Source organism: Pantoea wallisii, from assembly GCF_002095485.1.
In the GTDB taxonomy this organism is placed as follows: Bacteria; Pseudomonadota; Gammaproteobacteria; order Enterobacterales; family Enterobacteriaceae; genus Pantoea; species Pantoea wallisii.
The window spans coordinates 1-17,608 of the sequence record NZ_MLFS01000078.1 but is presented as its reverse complement, the minus strand read 5'-3'; the positions used below and the strand labels follow the sequence as shown (position 1 = coordinate 17,608).

Genomic DNA, 17,608 nt, shown 5'->3' with positions numbered 1-17,608 from the left:
CTCACGCTCCCTTCTGACTGTGCGCAGAATTGGCAGCGATAAAATGTGTGGATTTGCCACCGCTTTGAGCCGTCAGCCCGTTAAATCATCCGTTCTCTGCCAGCGCCAGCGGCACAATCTCCACCTTCTGCACGCGATGATTTTCCACCTGCAGGGTACGCAGCAGATAATCCCCCACCTGCAGCTCTTCGCCCTCTGCCGGCACGTGCTGCAGGCTATCCATCAGCAGCCCGGCAATGGTGTGATAACTGCGCTTCTCATCCAGCGGTAAGCGGACATACACCGCCAAATCCTCCAGCGGCATGTGCCCGTTAGCGATCCAGCCGCCCTCGTGGGTGGGCTGAATATCGTAGCGCGCGTCAATCTCTTCCCCTTCGTTTGGCAGGTTGCCGGCGATGGTCTCCATCACATCACTCAGCGTGACCACGCCCTCCACGGAGCCGAACTCATCCACGACAAACGCGAAATGGGTACGCGCATTGCGGAACTGCTCCAGCGCCTGCAGCAGCGTAACGCGTTCGGGAAACACCAGCGGCTGCCGAATCAGGGCGCGCAAATCCAGCGATTTACTGTGCAGGGACTGATGTAAGAGATCGATCACGTGCACCACGCCCAGCGGTTCGCCTCCCTGATCGGTAATTAAAAGGCGCGTATGCTGATTGCGATCGAGCTTCGCCATAATCTCTTCAGGATCTTCGCTCAGGTCGACGTGCTCAATATCGTGGCGCGACGTCATAATGCTGTTGATCTGCCGCTGCGCCAGGCCCAGCACACGCGCAATCATGCGCCGCTCCTGCCGGTTAAACAGCGCATCGCCCTCATTGTCACTCAGCAGGGAGGCGGTCTCCGCGTCCAGCCCGGCGCGCTGTGATTCACCCCGCAGGATACGCAATACCGCTTCGGCGGTGCGCTGACGCAGTGGGCGCCCGGCGGAGAGGAAGCGACGACGATTAAACATCGCCAGCTGGTTAAGGATCTCAATAACGATTGAGAAGCCTATCGCCGCATAGAGATAACCTTTGGGGATAATAAAGCCGAAACCTTCTGCCACCAGACTAAAGCCAATCATCAGCAGGAAGCTCAGGCACAGGATCACAATCGTTGGATGACCATTCACGAAGCGGGTCAAAGGTTTACTTGCCAGCAGCATCAGCAAAATCGCGATGGTGACGGCCGCCATCATCACCGGCAGGTCATTCACCATGCCGACGGCGGTGATCACCGCATCCAGCGAAAAGATGGCGTCCAGCACCACAATTTGCGCCACCACCGGCCAGAATTTAGCACCGCTTTTATTTTGACCACTCTCCTCATCACCGCCCTCCAGCCGGGCGTTGAGTTCCGTGGTGGCTTTGAATAGCAGGAAAATGCCGCCGCACAGCAGCAGCAGATCGCGCGCGCTAAAGCTATGCTGCCAGAGGGTAAATAGCGGTTGCGTGAGGGTAACCAGCCACGAGAGCGAGGCCAAAAGCGCCAGACGGGACACTAACGCCAGCATCAGCCCAAAGACGCGGGCGCGATCGCGCAGCGTGGGTGGCAATTTCTCCACCAGGATAGCGATGAAAACCAGGTTATCAATGCCTAACACCAGCTCCAGAACGATTAGCGTGACTAATCCGGCCCAGAGCGATGGATCAACGATCCACTCCCACATACTTTCATCACCATAATGTCTGAAAATGAGCTAAGTCTGATGATAGTTAATCCTCAGACAGGGTACAAATACGCTCCCGGCCGCGCAGCAGGGCGGTTGGAGGAAATACCAGGATTAATCTTAGTGGCCAGATTTCTCCAATAAGGAGAAAGTATGGATAAACATCCTGCGTAAAGAGAGGTCACTATTAATTCTTATCACCCGACAAATGCAACTGTTTTAAGACGGCAGAATCTGTCGCTGGATATGGAATAATTCTGAATTTGACGATGAATTTGCCCGGCAGGAGTCACATCAATACTTATGGCTGGTAGTCTTTTTCCTAAAATAGTGCAGGGAACACGGGGCCTACTTGTAAACAAGCCAGTAATAACTAGTATAGCAACGTGTTAGTAAATGTCTGCGCCAATGTTGTTAATAGCGCGCTGTTTAGCTTTCTAATGTTATGAATTGTGATCGTGAGCGAGTTGAGCCAGGAATTTCCCGGTGGCTCGGCCTTCACGGGCAAGAAAAAGGGTGCAGAGGCGGTATTGGCAGCGACAGCCAAGGGCGGTAGCGTGCCTGAAGTGCTTTTTCACGGATAATGAATTGTCTGGCGTTGCGGCGAGGATTGTCAGACTAATCTGTTGGTATTTATCACAATTTTCTTGTTTAACTACGAAGAGAATTGGCCTAAATGCCGGAGAGTTCGCCGCGGTTTTACTGACGGGGTCCCGCTGGAATATCGCTCATTTATTACACAGGCTCAGGACGTAGGATTAGGGAAATAAAATAAAAGAGTTAAATATGCGCGATAACGAATTTACATATAAAAGTCTTCTCACAAAAATCTTACTGGCGTGTTCGGATTTAATTTGTTTTAACGCAGCACTGTTTATTGCGCTGGCGTTCATTAATTCGTTCACAAATTCTCCACTGGCAGATATTTCTGAAAAAGATCTGAATTTAAAAATTGCCACCCATGTGTGCTTATCAATAATTTGCACCGGCTGGTTCTGGGTTCGCCTGCGTCATTATACTTATCGCAAGCCATTCTGGTTCGAGCTGAAAGAGGTGTTTCGCACCATTCTTATTTTTTCTGTCATCGATTTGTCAATTTCCGCTTTATCGCAATGGCAGATGTCGCGTTTTGTCTGGGTATTAACCTGGATTCTGGCGCTGATTCTGATTCCACTGGCGCGCGCTATTTCTAAACGCGTTCTGAATAATTTCGGCCTCTGGAAGAAGCAAACCATTATTATCGGCAGCAACCGCAATGCGCAGGAAGCCTGGCAGGCGCTGCAGAGCGAAGAGGTGATGGGCTTTGACGTTATCGCCTTCTTTGATGTTGATGGCAGCTGCCCGCAGGCAAGCATCTCTGGCGTACCGGTACTGCACAACGAGCAGGAGCTGTGGCAGCTGACCAACAGCGAAACCCAGTTCATCGTGGCGGTAGAGTTTGAGCAGAGCCAGCATCGCGATCACTGGCTGAAAACGCTGGCCATGCACAACTGCCGCTCTGTTTCGGTAATTCCTACGCTGCGCGGTGTGCCGCTCTACGGCACCGATATGGCTTACATCTTCAGCCATGAAGTGATGATTCTGCGTGTGAATAACAACCTGGCAAAACGCACCTCGCGCTTCCTCAAGCGGGCGTTCGATATTGTCGGTGCGCTGAGCATCATCGTAGCGCTGTCGCCTGCGCTGCTGGTGCTTGGCTTTATGGTTGGACGCGATGGCGGCCCGCCAATCTACGGTCACGAACGTGTCGGCATGAACGGCCGCAAATTCAAATGCCTCAAGTTCCGCTCAATGGTCATCAACTCGAAAGAGGTGCTGGAGGAGGTGCTGCGCACTGACCCGGTGGCACGCGCTGAGTGGGATAAAGATTTCAAACTGAAAAACGATCCGCGTATTACCAAAGTTGGTCACTTCATCCGTAAAACCAGTCTGGATGAGCTGCCGCAACTGTGGAACGTGGTACGTGGCGATATGAGCCTGGTTGGCCCGCGCCCGGTGATTGAAGATGAACTCTGTCGTTATGCCGGTGATGTTGATTACTACCTGATGGCAAAGCCAGGCATGACGGGATTGTGGCAGGTCAGCGGTCGTAACGACGTTGACTATGAAACGCGCGTCTATTTCGATTCGTGGTATGTCAAAAACTGGTCGCTGTGGAATGACATTGCGATTCTGTTTAAGACAGTCGGCGTAGTGCTCAAGCGCGACGGCGCTTATTGATAGACAGCGAGGGCAGGGGACGAAATAACGTTCCCGCCTGATAACTGCCGGTGCTGGGAGTGTCTTTATCTGATAACTGCCATTATCGAGCCTGACCAGAGTGGTTTATTTAGCATTTTTTAAATCTTCCACTTTAATTGATGTCGTCTTAAGGCACGGGGACAACATAAAAACCAAGGGAGCAGATGATAATGACCCACAGTTTCAATGTTTAACCCGTCATATTAATTTTTGTAAGACGCTTACACAGCGGCGTTTTCGCCTCTATCAATCATTAACTGATAGCGAAGAACCAGATGATAATGAAAACTAAATTGATACCGTTACTGGTATCCGCGACTTTTCTCTCCGGGTGCACCATTGAACCAGGTTCGCACCTCACCACTAGTGGAAAAGATGTCATTGAGCAACAGGATAGCAACTTTGACATCGACAAATACGTTAACGTCTTCCCGATGACGCCACGTCTGGTTGAACAGATGCGTCCGAAGCCGCTGGTGGCGCAAGCTAACCCGCAGCTGCAGAACGAAATCCAGAGCTATGAGTACCGTATCGGTATTGGCGACGTACTTAATGTTACCGTCTGGGATCACCCTGAGTTAACTACGCCGGCTGGCCAGTACCGCAGCGCCAGCGACACCGGTAACTGGGTGCAGGCTGACGGCACTATCTTCTATCCGTACATCGGCAAGGTGCGTGTTGCCGGCCGCAGCGTGACAGAGATCCGTACTGAAATCGCCCGCCGTCTGGCACAGTACATCGAAAGCCCGCAGGTTGATGTCAATGTCGCCTCATTCCGTTCGCAGAAAGCCTATATCACGGGTTCTGTCACGACGTCAGGCCAGCAGCCGATCACCAACGTACCGCTTACCGTACTGGATGCCGTCAACGCCGCAGGTGGCCTGGCCGCCGATGCCGACTGGCGCAACGTGGTGCTGACGCACAACGGCCGCGAGCAGCGCATCTCACTGCAGGCGCTGATGCAAAATGGCGACCTGAGCCAAAACCATCTGCTCTATCCGGGCGATATCCTTTATGTGCCGCGTAACGACGATCTGAAGGTCTTCGTGATGGGCGAAGTGAAGCAGCAGGCAACGCTGAAGATGGACCGCAGCGGCATGACGCTGGCTGAAGCACTGGGCAACGCGCAGGGTATGGATCAGGCGACCTCTGATGCAACCGGCGTGTTCGTGATTCGTCCGATTCGCGGGGCCAACCGCACTAAGATTGCCAACATCTATCAGTTGAATACGAAAGATGCGGCATCCATGGTGATGGGCACTGAATTCCAGCTGGAGCCGTATGACATTGTCTACGTCACCGCGACCCCGATCACCCGCTGGAACCGCGTGATTTCCGGGCTGCTGCCAACCATCGTCGGTATTGACGATGCAAGCTCCGCAGCGCTGCGCTTCCGCAACTGGTCGAACTAAGGTTTCACCAATGATTAAGTCTGTGTTAGTCGTCTGCGTCGGCAATATCTGCCGCTCCCCTACCGGGGAGCGTCTGTTTAAACGCGCACTGCCTCACACCCGCGTCGCGTCTGCTGGTTTAGGAGCCCTGAAAGGCTACCCGGCAGATAAGACCGCCAGCGCGGTGGCCGCCGAACACGGCGTGTCGCTCGAAGGCCATGAAGCTCAACAGTTAACGGCCAGCATGTGCCGTGACTTTGACCTGATTCTGGTGATGGAGAAGCGCCACGTTGAGCAGGTGAACCGCATCGACCCGGCAGCCCGGGGTAAAACCATGCTGCTTGGACACTGGCTTAACCAACAGGAAATTGCGGACCCGTACAAGAAAAGCCGTGAAGCCTTTGAAGAGGTTTACCGGTTACTGGAAAACGCTACCCAGAAATGGGTCAACGTATTAAGCCGATAGTTGGGAATATCCATGAATATCAAAAACAAGGTTATGACCGCGCCAAAGGAAGATTCGAATGGATGGGATCTGGCGCATCTTGTGGGACAGCTAGTTGATCATCGCTGGATCATTGTGGCCGTCACCGCTTTCTTTATGCTGATGGCAACACTCTACACACTGTTCGCGACACCTATCTATAGTGCGGACGCTATGGTTCAGGTGGAGCAGAAAAACACGGCATCAGTTCTGAACGAACTGCAGGATGTTCTGCCGCAAACCCCGGCATCAGACACCGAGATTCAGATCATCGAATCCCGTATGGTGATTGGTAAAACGGTAAATGACCTCGGTCTCGACACCGTGGTACAGCAGAACTACTTCCCGGTAATTGGTAAAGGTCTGTCACGCCTGATGGGCAACAAACCGGCCAAAATCGCTATCTCTCGCCTGGAAATTCCACGCAGCATTGATAAGCGTACCGTGGAGCTGGAAGTGACCGGCCCGCAAACCTATACCGTGACCAAAGATGGCGACGAGCTGTTCAAAGGCCGTGTGGGTCAGCTTGAGCAGCACGGTGAAGTCACCATGCTGGTGAGCGGTATTGAAGCGGATGAAGGCACCAGCTTTAGCGTGACCAAACTGACTGACCTGCAGGCGATCAAAACCGTGCTGGGCGCACTGACCGTCGCGGATAAGGGTAAAACTACCGGCGTGCTGGGCCTTGAGTTCCAGGATGAAGATCAGGAGCAGGCGAGCCGCGTACTCAACCAGATCGTCAACAACTATCTGCTGCAGAACGTGGAGCGTAAATCCGAACAGGCAGAGAAGAGCCTTGAGTTCCTGCGCACCCAGCTGCCGGCCGTACGTGCCAAACTGGATGACGCGGAAGACAAGCTGAACACCTTCCGTCGCCAGAACGAGTCAGTGGATATGTCGCTGGAAGCGAAATCTGCCCTGGACTCTTCTGTAAGCGTGCAGAGCCAGCTGAACGAGCTGACCTTCCGTGAAGCCGAAGTCTCCCAGCTGTTTACCAAAGATCACCCGACCTACCGCGCGCTGCTGGAAAAACGCAAAACGCTGGAAGCGGAACAGGCTCAGCTGAACAAGAAGATCTCTGGCATGCCGCAAACGCAGCAGGAGATTCTGCGTCTGACCCGTGATGTGCAGGCAGGTCAGGAGATCTACATGCAGCTGCTGAACCGTCAGCAGGAGCTGGGCATCAGTAAAGCGAGCACCGTAGGCGATGTACGTATCATCGACCAGGCAGAGACCGGCACCAGTCCGGTAGCACCGAAGAAAGCGCTGATCATTATTGCGGGTCTGCTGGTGGGTCTGATTCTGTCTGTAGGTCTGGTGCTGCTGAAAGCGCTGTTCCATCACGGTATTGATAATCCGGAGCAGCTGGAAGAGCTGGGCATGAACGTCTATGCCAGCGTGCCACTCTCTGAATGGCAGCGTAAGAAAGATACCGAAGCGCTGGCGCGCCGTGGTCATAAAGAGAAGGCCGATCCGCACAATACGCTGCTGGCTCTGGGTAATCCGACTGACCTCTCCATCGAAGCGATTCGTAGCCTGCGTACCAGCCTGCACTTCGCCATGATGGAAGCGAAAAACAACATTCTGATGATCACCGGGCAAGCCCGGGCATTGGTAAAACCTTTATCTGTGCCAACCTGGCGACGCTGGTCTCTAAAGCGGGTCAGCGCGTGCTGTTCATCGATGGTGATATGCGCCGCGGTTATACCCACGAGCTGCTGGGTGCGGACAATAAAGTTGGTCTCTCGAATGTACTGTCCGGCAAGAGCGAGTTCTCTCCGGCGATGATCCAGAAGGGCGTATACGGTTTCGATTTCCTGCCTCGCGGCCAGGTACCACCGAACCCGTCTGAGCTGCTGATGCACCGTCGCATGGGCGAGCTGCTGGAGTGGGCAAGCCAGAACTATGACCTGGTGCTGATCGATACACCGCCGATTCTGGCTGTTACCGATGCGTCCATTATCGGTAAGCTGGCAGGCACCTCGCTGATGGTGGCGCGTTTCGAAACCAACACCACCAAAGAGCTGGATGTCAGCTACAAGCGCTTCGCGCAGAACGGCATCGAGATTAAAGGCGTGATCCTCAACGCCGTAGTACGTAAAGCGGCAAATGCCTACGGGTATGGCTACGACTATTACAACTACGAGTACGGCAAAGAGACCAAGAGCATCTAAGAGAACAAGTGGGGCGGTCTGACCGCCCCATTTTTATGGTGAAACCGGGTGCGCATGAATGCGGTGAACTCAGGTGCGCATAAATGCGCACCCTACGGGCTTCATTCATGGCGACCTCCATTTAAGGTGCGTTTTGCACCCAATAACATACACACAGCGCAGTCTTTGGTATTTCCGTGATGGGACGGAGAACAGCGTTGAGAAAAGAGGATAACGGCATGATTTTTCGGAACAAAGCCGATTCTCTCTCAGGGCCGCTCGCGTTACCGTTAAGTCTGGAACAGCTGTTTAAGAGGTGCTGGCAATGCAGGACATCCGCTTCTCAATTGTAATTCCCGCATATAACGCGTCGAAATCGATTGTTACGACGCTGGATTGCGTCAAAGCGCAAACATATCGCAACTTTGAAGTCATCATCGTGGATGATAAATCCGCCGATGCGGCTGACCTGGCGCAGGTAGTACGCAGTGAGCGCTATCAGGAGCTGGACATCAAACTTGAGCTGTCTGAGGTCAAACTCAACGGCGCCGGCGCCCGTAACAAAGGCATTGAACTGGCAACCGGTGACTTCATCAGCTTCCTGGACGCTGATGATGAGTGGCAGGCCGATAAATTGATGGAAGTGCATGACACCATCGCCAGACTGGAGGCGCAGGGCAAATCACGCTACGTCATCTTCAGCCAGGTCAACATTCATCAGGATGGCACTTTCCTCAAAGTGATGCCGATGCAGCCGCCCGGCAAAAATGAGACCGTGGCCGAGTACCTGTTTGGCTGCTACGGCTTTATTCAGACCAGCACCATCGTGCTGAAGCGGGAAGATGCGGCCAAAATCCAGTTTGATGCGCGCTATATTCGCCATCAGGATTATGACTTCTGCATCCGTGCCGATCGCATGGGCTATGAGTTCGTGATGATTGCCAAACCGCTGGCGACTTACCACCTGGTGACCAAATTCGGCTCCAAACATAAGGGCGAGTCCGTGAAGTACTCCTACTTCTGGCTGGACACCATGAAGCCGCACCTGACGGCGCGCGATATCCACACCTACAAAGCGTTCAAGCTGCCGCTGCGCTACAAGATGGATGGGAATTCGCTGCTGGCGAGCGTCAGTTTTGCGCGCTACTTCTTCCTGACCAACCGCGACAATCGCGCCTATTTCATGAATCGTCTGCTCGATAAAGTGAAGTCGCGTTTTGGCGGGCGAAGCACCGTCTCCTGACAGGCTTAAGTCACATTTACTTGCTCCCGCACCGGGAGCAATTTTTTGCTTTCTGAAATTCCGGGTACACAAATGACAAATCATGTTGGCACCATCGGTATTGTGATGCCGATGTATAACGCGCGTAAAACGGTGATGCGCGCAGTTGAGTCGATCGTTAATCAGACTTACAGCGACTGGCACCTCTACCTGGTCAACGACAAATCCACGGACGATTCGCTGGAGTACGTGCGCGAACACTGCCGGGATGCGCGGATCACCATCCTCAGCAATGAGGTGAACCAGGGCGCAGCCGAAACCCGTAACGTAGGTTTGCGCGCGGCTAAAGAGGAGATCATCGCGTTTCTTGATAGCGATGACGAGTGGCACGCGGAGAAGCTGGCAGAGCAGGCCGCCGCCATTGCCGCCGGCGATGACTTTGTGATCACCCATTACCACTACAAAACCCAAAGCGCCGACCACGACATCACCTACAGCAAACCCTATCTGCAGCAGGATAACTTTGTGAAGAAGCAGTATCGTGTCTGCTTCTCATCGGTCTGCTTCCGCCGTCCTCCTCAGGGCATCTTCTTCCAGCGCAAAGGCCACGAAGATTTCCTGTTCCTCTATGAGCTTTTCCTCCGCTACAAGCAGGCTCGCGTGATCCAGAAAACCCTGGTGAACTATTACGAGCTGGGTGACTCCCTTTCGCGCAACAAAAATAAAGCGGCGAAATGGCATCTCGAATTATTAAGAATTATCTATAAAAACAATCCTTTAAAAATCTATTACTATTACGTCTGGTATATGGTGAATGGGGTTCTTTTCACCCTTAAACATCGCTAATAACCGTCATATTTTGAGCTGCAGCGGCGTTGTCTACGCGTGCCCACCACAGCCACTTACTTGAGTAAGCTCTTGCGGATGGTCCCCTTTGCCGCCTTGCTGCAACTCAAACTATTAGGTTATTGAAATCGCCATTCGTTTGAGGTGGAAAGTATTTTCATGAAAAAGATTGTTTTAGTTATCAAGGATGCCTACTCCTACGCGGGTACAGAGAACATCTGTAATTTTATGTCGGAGTGCCTCGGTGAGCAGCACGCTGTTACCGTCTATTCGCTGGAAGGCCATGGCAAAACTTTTTACCCGTTTGAACGCGTAAAAGAGATTGTCAGCTTTGAAGGTCACAGCAACCCGATTAAAAGCGCCGTGGCGCGCATCCATCAGGAGGGCTTCGACAGCGTATTCCTGATCAGCATGGGCCGCCTGAGCGTAATGTTCGCCTTCTGGAACCTGATGGCGATGAAGAAAAAAACCTTCAAAGCCTACGCCTGCGAGCACATTGCCATCAACTCCTTCAGCAAACCGATCAAGCTGCTGAAGTGGCTGCTGCTGCGCTACTACGATCGCGTCATCGTGCTCACCGATAAAGATCACCAGGTATTCAGCCGCTGGCACATCGCCAGTCAGCAAATTCCCAATCCGGTGGTGTATAAATCCTGGCAGCGGCAGACGCGCAGCCGTCAGGCGCTGGCGGTGGGACGTCTGGATAACCAGAAAGGGTTCGACCTGCTGCTGGATATCTGGGCGGACTTCAGTAAAACCCATCCGGAGTGGACGCTGGTGATTGCCGGTGATGGCGAACTGCGCCAGCAGCTGCACGATCAGGCTGCATCGCTTGGCATCACCAATAGCGTTAACTTTGTCGGCAAAGTGAGCAACATCAACGACTACTACCGCGACAGCGATATGGCGCTGATGACCTCGCGCTATGAAGGATTGCCGCTGGTGCTGCTGGAGGCCAAATCCTGGTCGCTGCCGGTGGTGGCGTACGACTGCCCGACCGGTCCGCAGGAGATCATCAACCACGGTGAAGATGGCTTCCTGGTGCCCATGAATGACAAAGCGACCTTCCTGGCGCGCATGGAGCAGCTGGCAAGCGACGATAGCCTGTTCTACGCCATGAGTGAAAAAACCAAAGAAACAGCGCTGAAGTTTGACGGTAACCAGATCAAACAAAGCTGGCTGGCGCTGGTATAAGCGCCCATTCTCGTGCCTCCGGGATCACACGTATCGCCGCCAGATGGCGCAAATTGACCACGGGATTTTACGCATGAAAAGAAGAGAAGTTCTGCAAACCGCAGCCTCCTCCATTGTTGCTGCGCTTTCGGTGAGCGCGTTCTCCAGCTATGCCGCCAAAAATGATCAGCCTGCGCTGAAAAGCGTTGATCCTTCCAGCGTGCCGCAGAGCGATGTACCGATTCTGACGCCAGAGAATGTCTACACCATGCCGCCGCAGTTCTGGCAGAACTTTGAGGGCAAATTGTGGATTGGTCAGGCCGGGCGCGATGCCAGCAAAGCGGGTAATCAGATTCCGGTATACCTGCGAGATGCCAGTGGCAAAGTTTCACAGATCAGTCAGCCTATTGCGCTGAACAAGGGCAATTTTGCTCAGTTTATTCATGATAACGCCGCGCTGATCGCCCATCCGGCGCACTCTATGGTGGTCGAGGACAACGAAGGCAATACGCTGTTCTCCATCAGCGATGTTTCGCGCCCGAACCAGAGCAGCTTCAGCCAGCGCCTGGCGCAGCCGAATGGCTATCAACTGATTGGTGAAATCCCGTCGGTTGAGGAGTTACGCAAAACCCGTCCGCTGTTTGCCGGTGCGAAAATCAAGCTGAAGAGCTGGCACGAAGGGCTGGAAGTGGGCGGCGGTGAATTTGTTGGCGTTTACGGCGAGAGCAAAGATGATGGCGGCGTCACCATCAGCGGCAACGGCTTCTACTGGCGGCGCGTGGTTGAAGATTTTAACCGCCTTACACTGTTTGATTTTGGCGCCATTGCCGACGGCAAGACCGATGCCGCACCCGCAATTAAAGCGATGTATCAGTGGTCGCTGGACGCCAATCAGCAAATTTGCGTGCAGTTCCCGGCGGGGACGTTTTTCGTCACCGGCTGCGATTTTGGCGATCGGCAGCAGCGCTTCTTCCGTATCTCCGGTGCGATGGTCAACTTCGGTTACTTCCCGGCGACAACGCTGATCTCCGATGGCCGCTCAGAGTTCCTGTTCCAGGTGAATGCGCGCTGGACCGAGATCTCCAACCTGATCTTTAACGGCCAGAACGATAAACGTCCGAACAAGCAGGGGCTGTTCCGCAACACTTGCCCGGGCGGCCAGTTCTTCCGCGGCGCCTGCCTGCGCTTCAATCGGGTTGGCGGCACCGCCATCAGCCTGCTGGATACGCTGGATTGCAAAATCGACCAGTGGTATGCCCACACCTGTACCGGCGATGTGATTAAAGCCAGCTGGTCCGGGCAGAAGCAGGGCGTATGGGATCACAGCACCGCCATTGAGCTGTCGAACTTCAATGCGCAGCACTGTACCGGTGGGATGGTGCTGAATCTGCCGCGCTGCAGCCAGTCGATTATCCATAATGGCTGGATTGAGCACAGTGAACATCCGGGCGATATTTCTAACGGCCAGTGGATCATCGATGCCCTGAGCCTGGAAGATTGCAAGAACCCGCTGATTGCCCATAACTCGCGCCTGAATATGCGCCAGACAAATCTGCAATCCGGCAGCTGGATTGATAACTCGCTGCAGGGCGATCGCTGGCTCAATATTTGGGAAATGGGATCAACCCGCGTCGAATCTTACGGCGTAGCGATTGATGGCAGCCTGAAATACAACTACATCACTTCGCGTTACCGTCTGACCAATAACACCAACCAGGCGACATGGTTTGAGCTTGGTAACTTCTACTCGCCGACCGTGGGCGATAGCTGGGAGATCGAGCTATTTGGTCAGTCGCAGTTTAATAACGGCACCGAGGATAAGCCGCTGCTGGATCTGATGGAGGGTAAGCAGACCGGCGGGCGTGCGGTGATCCATCTGCAGCGTAAAACCCATAAGGCAGAAGCCAGCTGGTCGGCAGAGGGCAGCTCGCCGGTGCTGGAAGTGCGGGTAGAACCGCGTACGGATACCGACAGTAAGGTGTTCGTCAAACTGGCGGGCTGGACACCGGCAACGGCGGTACTGATCAAGAGCACGGCCAAAGACCGCTTCCTGACCGGTCGCTGTGCCCGCGTCGACGCCACCATGGCACAGGGCGAGCCTTCCGGTGGCAGCCAGCAGGCGCCGCAGCGATTCAGCCTGCACAACGGCAAGGCCGGCGTTGGTGGTAATGAGCAGGGCGATCTGCTGCTGGCCTCACGCGCGCTGAAGCCGGAGCAGGTCGATACGCGTGAACCCAAAGGGTTTGTCTCCGTGGTGATCAACGGCGAGCAGGTGGCGTTGCCCTATTTTGCGGTGAAGTCGTAAAAACCCGGCACGGCTGACGGTCACCGTAAACGGCGACCTTGGGTGAACGTGCGGCGACATGTTTCTGTAGGGTGCGCATTCATGCGCACCACGCAACAGATTTTAGGTCAGATAACAGGCAGTAAGCAGTAAATTTCGGGCATTCGCCCATGAGCAGTTTTTTTATTACAGAGTTCACCTGGCCAGTTCGGAACTGGCAGTTTGTACAAAATTACAAAAATTTTTTCTGGAGTTTTTTATGAAGATTTTATTGGTGGGTAACCATACCTGTGGAAATCGTGGGGATGGCGCGATTTTACGTGGGCTGATCGATTCGCTTCAGTCGGCACGCGGTGATTTGGATATCGATGTCATCAGTCGTTATCCGACAAGCTCCGGATATTTATTGCAGCAGGATATTCAGCAAGACTCCCTGTTTTTACACAACAGCAAAGGCGGGAAGGGCATAGTCGGCAGCTTAAAGCGTAAAGTCGCAAACCGCCTGATGCCGGACATTATGATGGCGCACCTGGGCAAAGGTGGCCTGTACAAATCTTTCTCCGTGCCACCGCACCTGGCGGAGTTCACCCGCAACCTGGCGCAGTATGATGCCATCATTCAGGTGGGGGGCTCGTTCTTCGTTGATCTCTACGGCGTGACGCAGTTTGACCATGCGCTCTGTGCGCTGATGGCCAAAAAGCCTCTGCACATGATTGGTCACTCGGTAGGGCCGTTCGAAAATCCGCGCGTCAATGCGCTGGCGAACTTTGTGTTTGACCGTGTAGACAGCCTGGTGCTGCGCGAAGAGGTGAGCCTGGATCGCCTGAAACAGGATGGCGTCACCACCAGCCGGGTGAAGAAGGGCGTTGATACCGCATTTCTGGTGAAAGCGCGCGAGGTTGGGAACCCCAGCCACAATCTGCTGCACTGGCAGCGTGTCATCAGCGCCCGTAAAACCATCGCCATCACCGTGCGTGAGCTGGCGCCGTTTGATAAACGCCTGGGCGTTACCCAGAAAGAGTATGAAGCTGCTTTTGGTCGCGTGATTAACGCGATGATCGCGGCAGGCTATCAAGTCGTAGCATTCTCGACCTGTACCGGTATCGACAGCTACGGCAAAGATGACCGCATGGTGGCACTGACGCTGCGCGACCACGTTGAACAGCCGGAGCATTATCACGTCATCATGGATGAGTTTAACGACCTTGAGCTGGGCATTCTGCTGAGCCACTGTCATCTCACCATCGGTACGCGCCTGCACTCGGCGATTATCTCCATGAACTTTGGTACCCCGGCCGTCGCCATCAACTACGAGCACAAATCCCTCGGCGTGATGAAGCAACTGGGCCTGCCGCAGATGGCCACCGACGTACAGAGCCTGATGGACGGCTCGTTGATCGATAAAGTGCAAACGGTGCTGGCGGATTACGACAACGTGAAGCAAAAAGTGGAAACCGCGGTGGCGCAGGAGCGCGAAATCGGCAACCGCATTACCGAAGAAATTCTTAATGTGCTGGGGTAAGCGATGAAGTTAACCTTTTTCACCATGCGTTTTCCGGTTGCCTCTGAGACATTTGTCCTCAATCAGGTAACGCATTTCATCGATGCCGGCTATGACGTCGAGATTATCTCGGTGTTTCCGGGCGACATGGTTAACCGCCATGCTGCGTTCGATGAGTACAATCTGGCGGCAAAAACCCACTATCTGCTGCCGGAAGAGAAGGTATCGAACCTCGATAAACTTACGCAGCGTATTGGTCTGATGCTGCCCAAGATCACCAAACCGGCCCTGCTGAAATCGCTCAATATTGGCCGCTACGGCGCGCAGGCGAAAAAGCTGCTGCTGCCGGCCATTGTGGCTAACGCAAAGCAGACCTTCACGGCAGATGTGTTTCTGGTGCACTTCGGCTATGCCGGCGCGCTGGCCAATAAGCTGCGCGAACTTGGCGTGCTGAAAGGCAAACAGGCCACGGTGTTTCACGGCGCTGACATCTCCCGTCGTCACATTCTGGAAGAGCACAAGCTTGATTACGTTAACCTGTTCAAACAGAGCGAGCTGATGCTGCCTATCAGTCATCTGTGGGAGAACAAGCTGATCGAGATGGGCTGCCCGCGCGAGAAAGTGCACGTTACGCGCATGGGCATCGAGCCGGAGAAGTTTAACTTCCGCCCGCGTGAGGCCTTCCACAAGCCGCTGCGCATCGTCTCCGTTGCACGCCTGACCGAGAAGAAAGGGCTGGATGTGGCGGTGAAGGCCAGCGAGATCCTGCGGGATAACGGTGGCCAGTTCCAGTTCACCATCATCGGTAACGGCGAACAGGATGGCATGATGCGCGAGCATATCGCCCGTGCCGGACTGGAAGAGTTTGTGACCATGCCGGGCTTTAAACCGCAGGAGGAGATTCGTGAGGCGCTGAATGAGGCCGATATCTTCCTGCTGCCGTCAAAAACCGCGGCTGACGGCGATATGGAGGGGATTCCGGTGGCGCTGATGGAAGCGATGGCGGTAGGCCTGCCGGTGGTCTCGACCTATCACAGCGGCATTCCGGAGCTGATTCAGAATAACGTCAGTGGCTGGCTGGTCTCTGAGAACAGTGCCGAGGAGCTGGCAGATACCCTGCTGCGCCTGTCGCGCGGTGATGTTGATGTCGCGCCGGTTGTCGCCGCCGCACGCCATAAAGTCGAAACCGAGTTCAATCAGCACATCGCGTACGGTGAGCTGGCGAAAATTCTGGAGCGGATGGTGTGAGTGGATTAAAAAAACAGGCCGTCTGGCTGTTTGGCAGTACCTGCTTCGCTGCGCTGCTCCAGGTGTTACAGCTGGCGGTGCTGGCGCGCAAGCTGGAGACGCACGAGCTGGGCTTACTGGCGATTATCAATGCAATACTGGCCGTCGCCACCGTATTGCAGGATATGGGCATGAGCAGCTACATCGTGCATCGCCAGGATATTACGCGTCGCGAGCAGAGCACGATCTACTGGGTTAACGTCTCACTCAGCTTCTGTACCGGCTTAATCATGCTGGCGATCGCGTGGCCAGTGGCGTGGTTCTACCATCTGCCGGAGCTCACCGCGCTGATTATGCTGACCAGCCTCAACTTCCTGGTGCTGGGGCATCTCTCGCAGTATCAGGCGCACTATGTGAAAACCAAACGCATGGTGACGCTGGCGAAGATTGAGATGGGCACCAAGCTGTTTGCTTTCCTGTGTACCGTGGCGATGCTTTACTTCACCTCGCTGACGGTGGCCGCTGCGATTCTCGGGCTGTTCATCAATGCCTTCACGCGCATTCTCTGCATGATCTACTTTGGCGAGAAATCCTGGCGACCTACCTGGGAGTTCGATGGCAAGACCTTTGTCAGCGCGGTACGTTACGGCATCTATCAGCTGGGATCGCAAACCATCAACCAGCTGCGTACTCAGGCGGATGCGCTGATTGTTGGTAAAGTGATGGGCGCTGAGATGCTGGGCATCTACTCGCTGGCAAAGGAACTGATACTGCAGCCGCTGAAGCTGGTATCGCCGGTGATCAACCGCCTGGCGCTGCCGCGCTTCGCGGAGAAGCAGCACGATCCGGAGCAGCTGAAAAAACTGTTCCTGAAGGGCACGTTTGTCATCATGCTGTTCAGCAGTGTGATGTATCTGGCGATTGGTATTCTCTCTCCGTTAATTGTACGCGTGCTGTATGGCGCATCGCATGAGCAGGTTTATCACCTGATTCCGCTGATGCTGCTGTTTGGTATGCTGCGCCCGATGGGCGGCCTGACCGGTGCGATCTCCCAGGCCAACGGACGGACCAACGTTGAGTTTTACTGGAACATTGTCGCCAGCCTGGTGGTGGTTGCGGTACTCGCCACAACCTATATCTGGCCGAACGTGATTTATGTCGCGCTGACGCTGTCGATCTCTCAGGTGCTGATCTCCGCGTTTGCGCATCCGTTCTTTATCAAGCCGGTCATTGGCATTGGCTTTATGCCCTATGCGCGCCAGTGGGTATCAGTTTCGGTGGTGTTCGTTGGTCTGATGCTGCTGGTGAATCACTTCAATCTGTTTGTGATGCCGGAGTGGTTTGCCGGCTGGCTGTAAGCGGTAATGTAACGGACGGTCGCTATTGATGGCAGCCCGATAACAATGTGCCGGTTCTTCAGGGTCGCCATTCA

The 17,608-nt window shown here is 54.3% G+C and carries 11 protein-coding genes and 1 pseudogene; 11 read left to right on the top strand and 1 reads right to left on the bottom strand.

What is annotated here, in order from left to right:
* Nucleotides 1–85: 85 nt before the first annotated feature.
* Complete coding sequence (locus tag HA48_RS20050) at nt 86–1,654, bottom strand: TerC family protein (RefSeq protein ID WP_128602884.1); 1,569 nt, start codon at nt 1,652–1,654, stop codon at nt 86–88.
* 786 nt (nt 1,655–2,440) lie between these two features.
* Here HA48_RS20050 and wbaP point away from each other — a divergent pair.
* From wbaP to HA48_RS19995, 11 genes and pseudogenes are all read left to right on the top strand, one after another.
* The gene (gene wbaP / locus HA48_RS20045) at nt 2,441–3,874 is read left to right on the top strand and encodes an undecaprenyl-phosphate galactose phosphotransferase WbaP (RefSeq protein WP_128602883.1); all 1,434 of its coding nucleotides are present in this window, start codon (nt 2,441–2,443) and stop codon (nt 3,872–3,874) included.
* Nucleotides 3,875–4,176: 302 nt separating this feature from the next.
* Nucleotides 4,177–5,307: a polysaccharide export protein gene (locus HA48_RS20040; protein ID WP_128602882.1), complete on the top strand. Its 1,131-nt coding sequence runs from the start codon at nt 4,177–4,179 to the stop codon at nt 5,305–5,307.
* A gap of 10 nt (nt 5,308–5,317) precedes the next feature.
* The gene (locus HA48_RS20035; protein WP_128602881.1) at nt 5,318–5,752 is read left to right on the top strand and encodes an arsenate reductase/protein-tyrosine-phosphatase family protein; all 435 of its coding nucleotides are present in this window, start codon (nt 5,318–5,320) and stop codon (nt 5,750–5,752) included.
* Between the two features lie 12 nt (nt 5,753–5,764).
* Nucleotides 5,765–7,944 (top strand): annotated as a pseudogene (gene wzc / locus HA48_RS20030) (tyrosine-protein kinase Wzc).
* A 304-nt stretch (nt 7,945–8,248) separates the two neighbouring features.
* A complete protein-coding gene (locus tag HA48_RS20025; protein ID WP_128602880.1) occupies nt 8,249–9,166 on the top strand; it encodes a glycosyltransferase family 2 protein in 918 nt (305 codons plus the stop codon).
* Between the two features lie 72 nt (nt 9,167–9,238).
* Nucleotides 9,239–9,991, top strand: coding sequence for a glycosyltransferase family 2 protein (locus HA48_RS20020; RefSeq protein ID WP_128602879.1), 753 nt, complete (start codon nt 9,239–9,241; stop codon nt 9,989–9,991).
* A 159-nt stretch (nt 9,992–10,150) separates the two neighbouring features.
* Complete coding sequence (locus tag HA48_RS20015) at nt 10,151–11,185, top strand: glycosyltransferase (RefSeq protein ID WP_128602878.1); 1,035 nt, start codon at nt 10,151–10,153, stop codon at nt 11,183–11,185.
* A gap of 73 nt (nt 11,186–11,258) precedes the next feature.
* Nucleotides 11,259–13,469: a phage tailspike protein gene (locus tag HA48_RS20010; RefSeq protein WP_128602877.1), complete on the top strand. Its 2,211-nt coding sequence runs from the start codon at nt 11,259–11,261 to the stop codon at nt 13,467–13,469.
* 238 nt (nt 13,470–13,707) lie between these two features.
* Entirely contained in the window at nt 13,708–14,970 is a 1,263-nt protein-coding gene (gene wcaK / locus HA48_RS20005) for a colanic acid biosynthesis pyruvyl transferase WcaK (RefSeq protein WP_128602876.1), read from the top strand.
* A 3-nt stretch (nt 14,971–14,973) separates the two neighbouring features.
* Nucleotides 14,974–16,197, top strand: coding sequence for a glycosyltransferase (locus HA48_RS20000; protein WP_128602875.1), 1,224 nt, complete (start codon nt 14,974–14,976; stop codon nt 16,195–16,197).
* Nucleotides 16,194–17,534, top strand: a complete 1,341-nt coding sequence (locus tag HA48_RS19995; RefSeq protein ID WP_128602874.1) for an MOP flippase family protein — start codon at nt 16,194–16,196, stop codon at nt 17,532–17,534. Before HA48_RS20000 ends, HA48_RS19995 begins: the two co-directional genes overlap by 4 nt.
* The last annotated feature ends 74 nt before the right edge of the window (nt 17,535–17,608 follow it).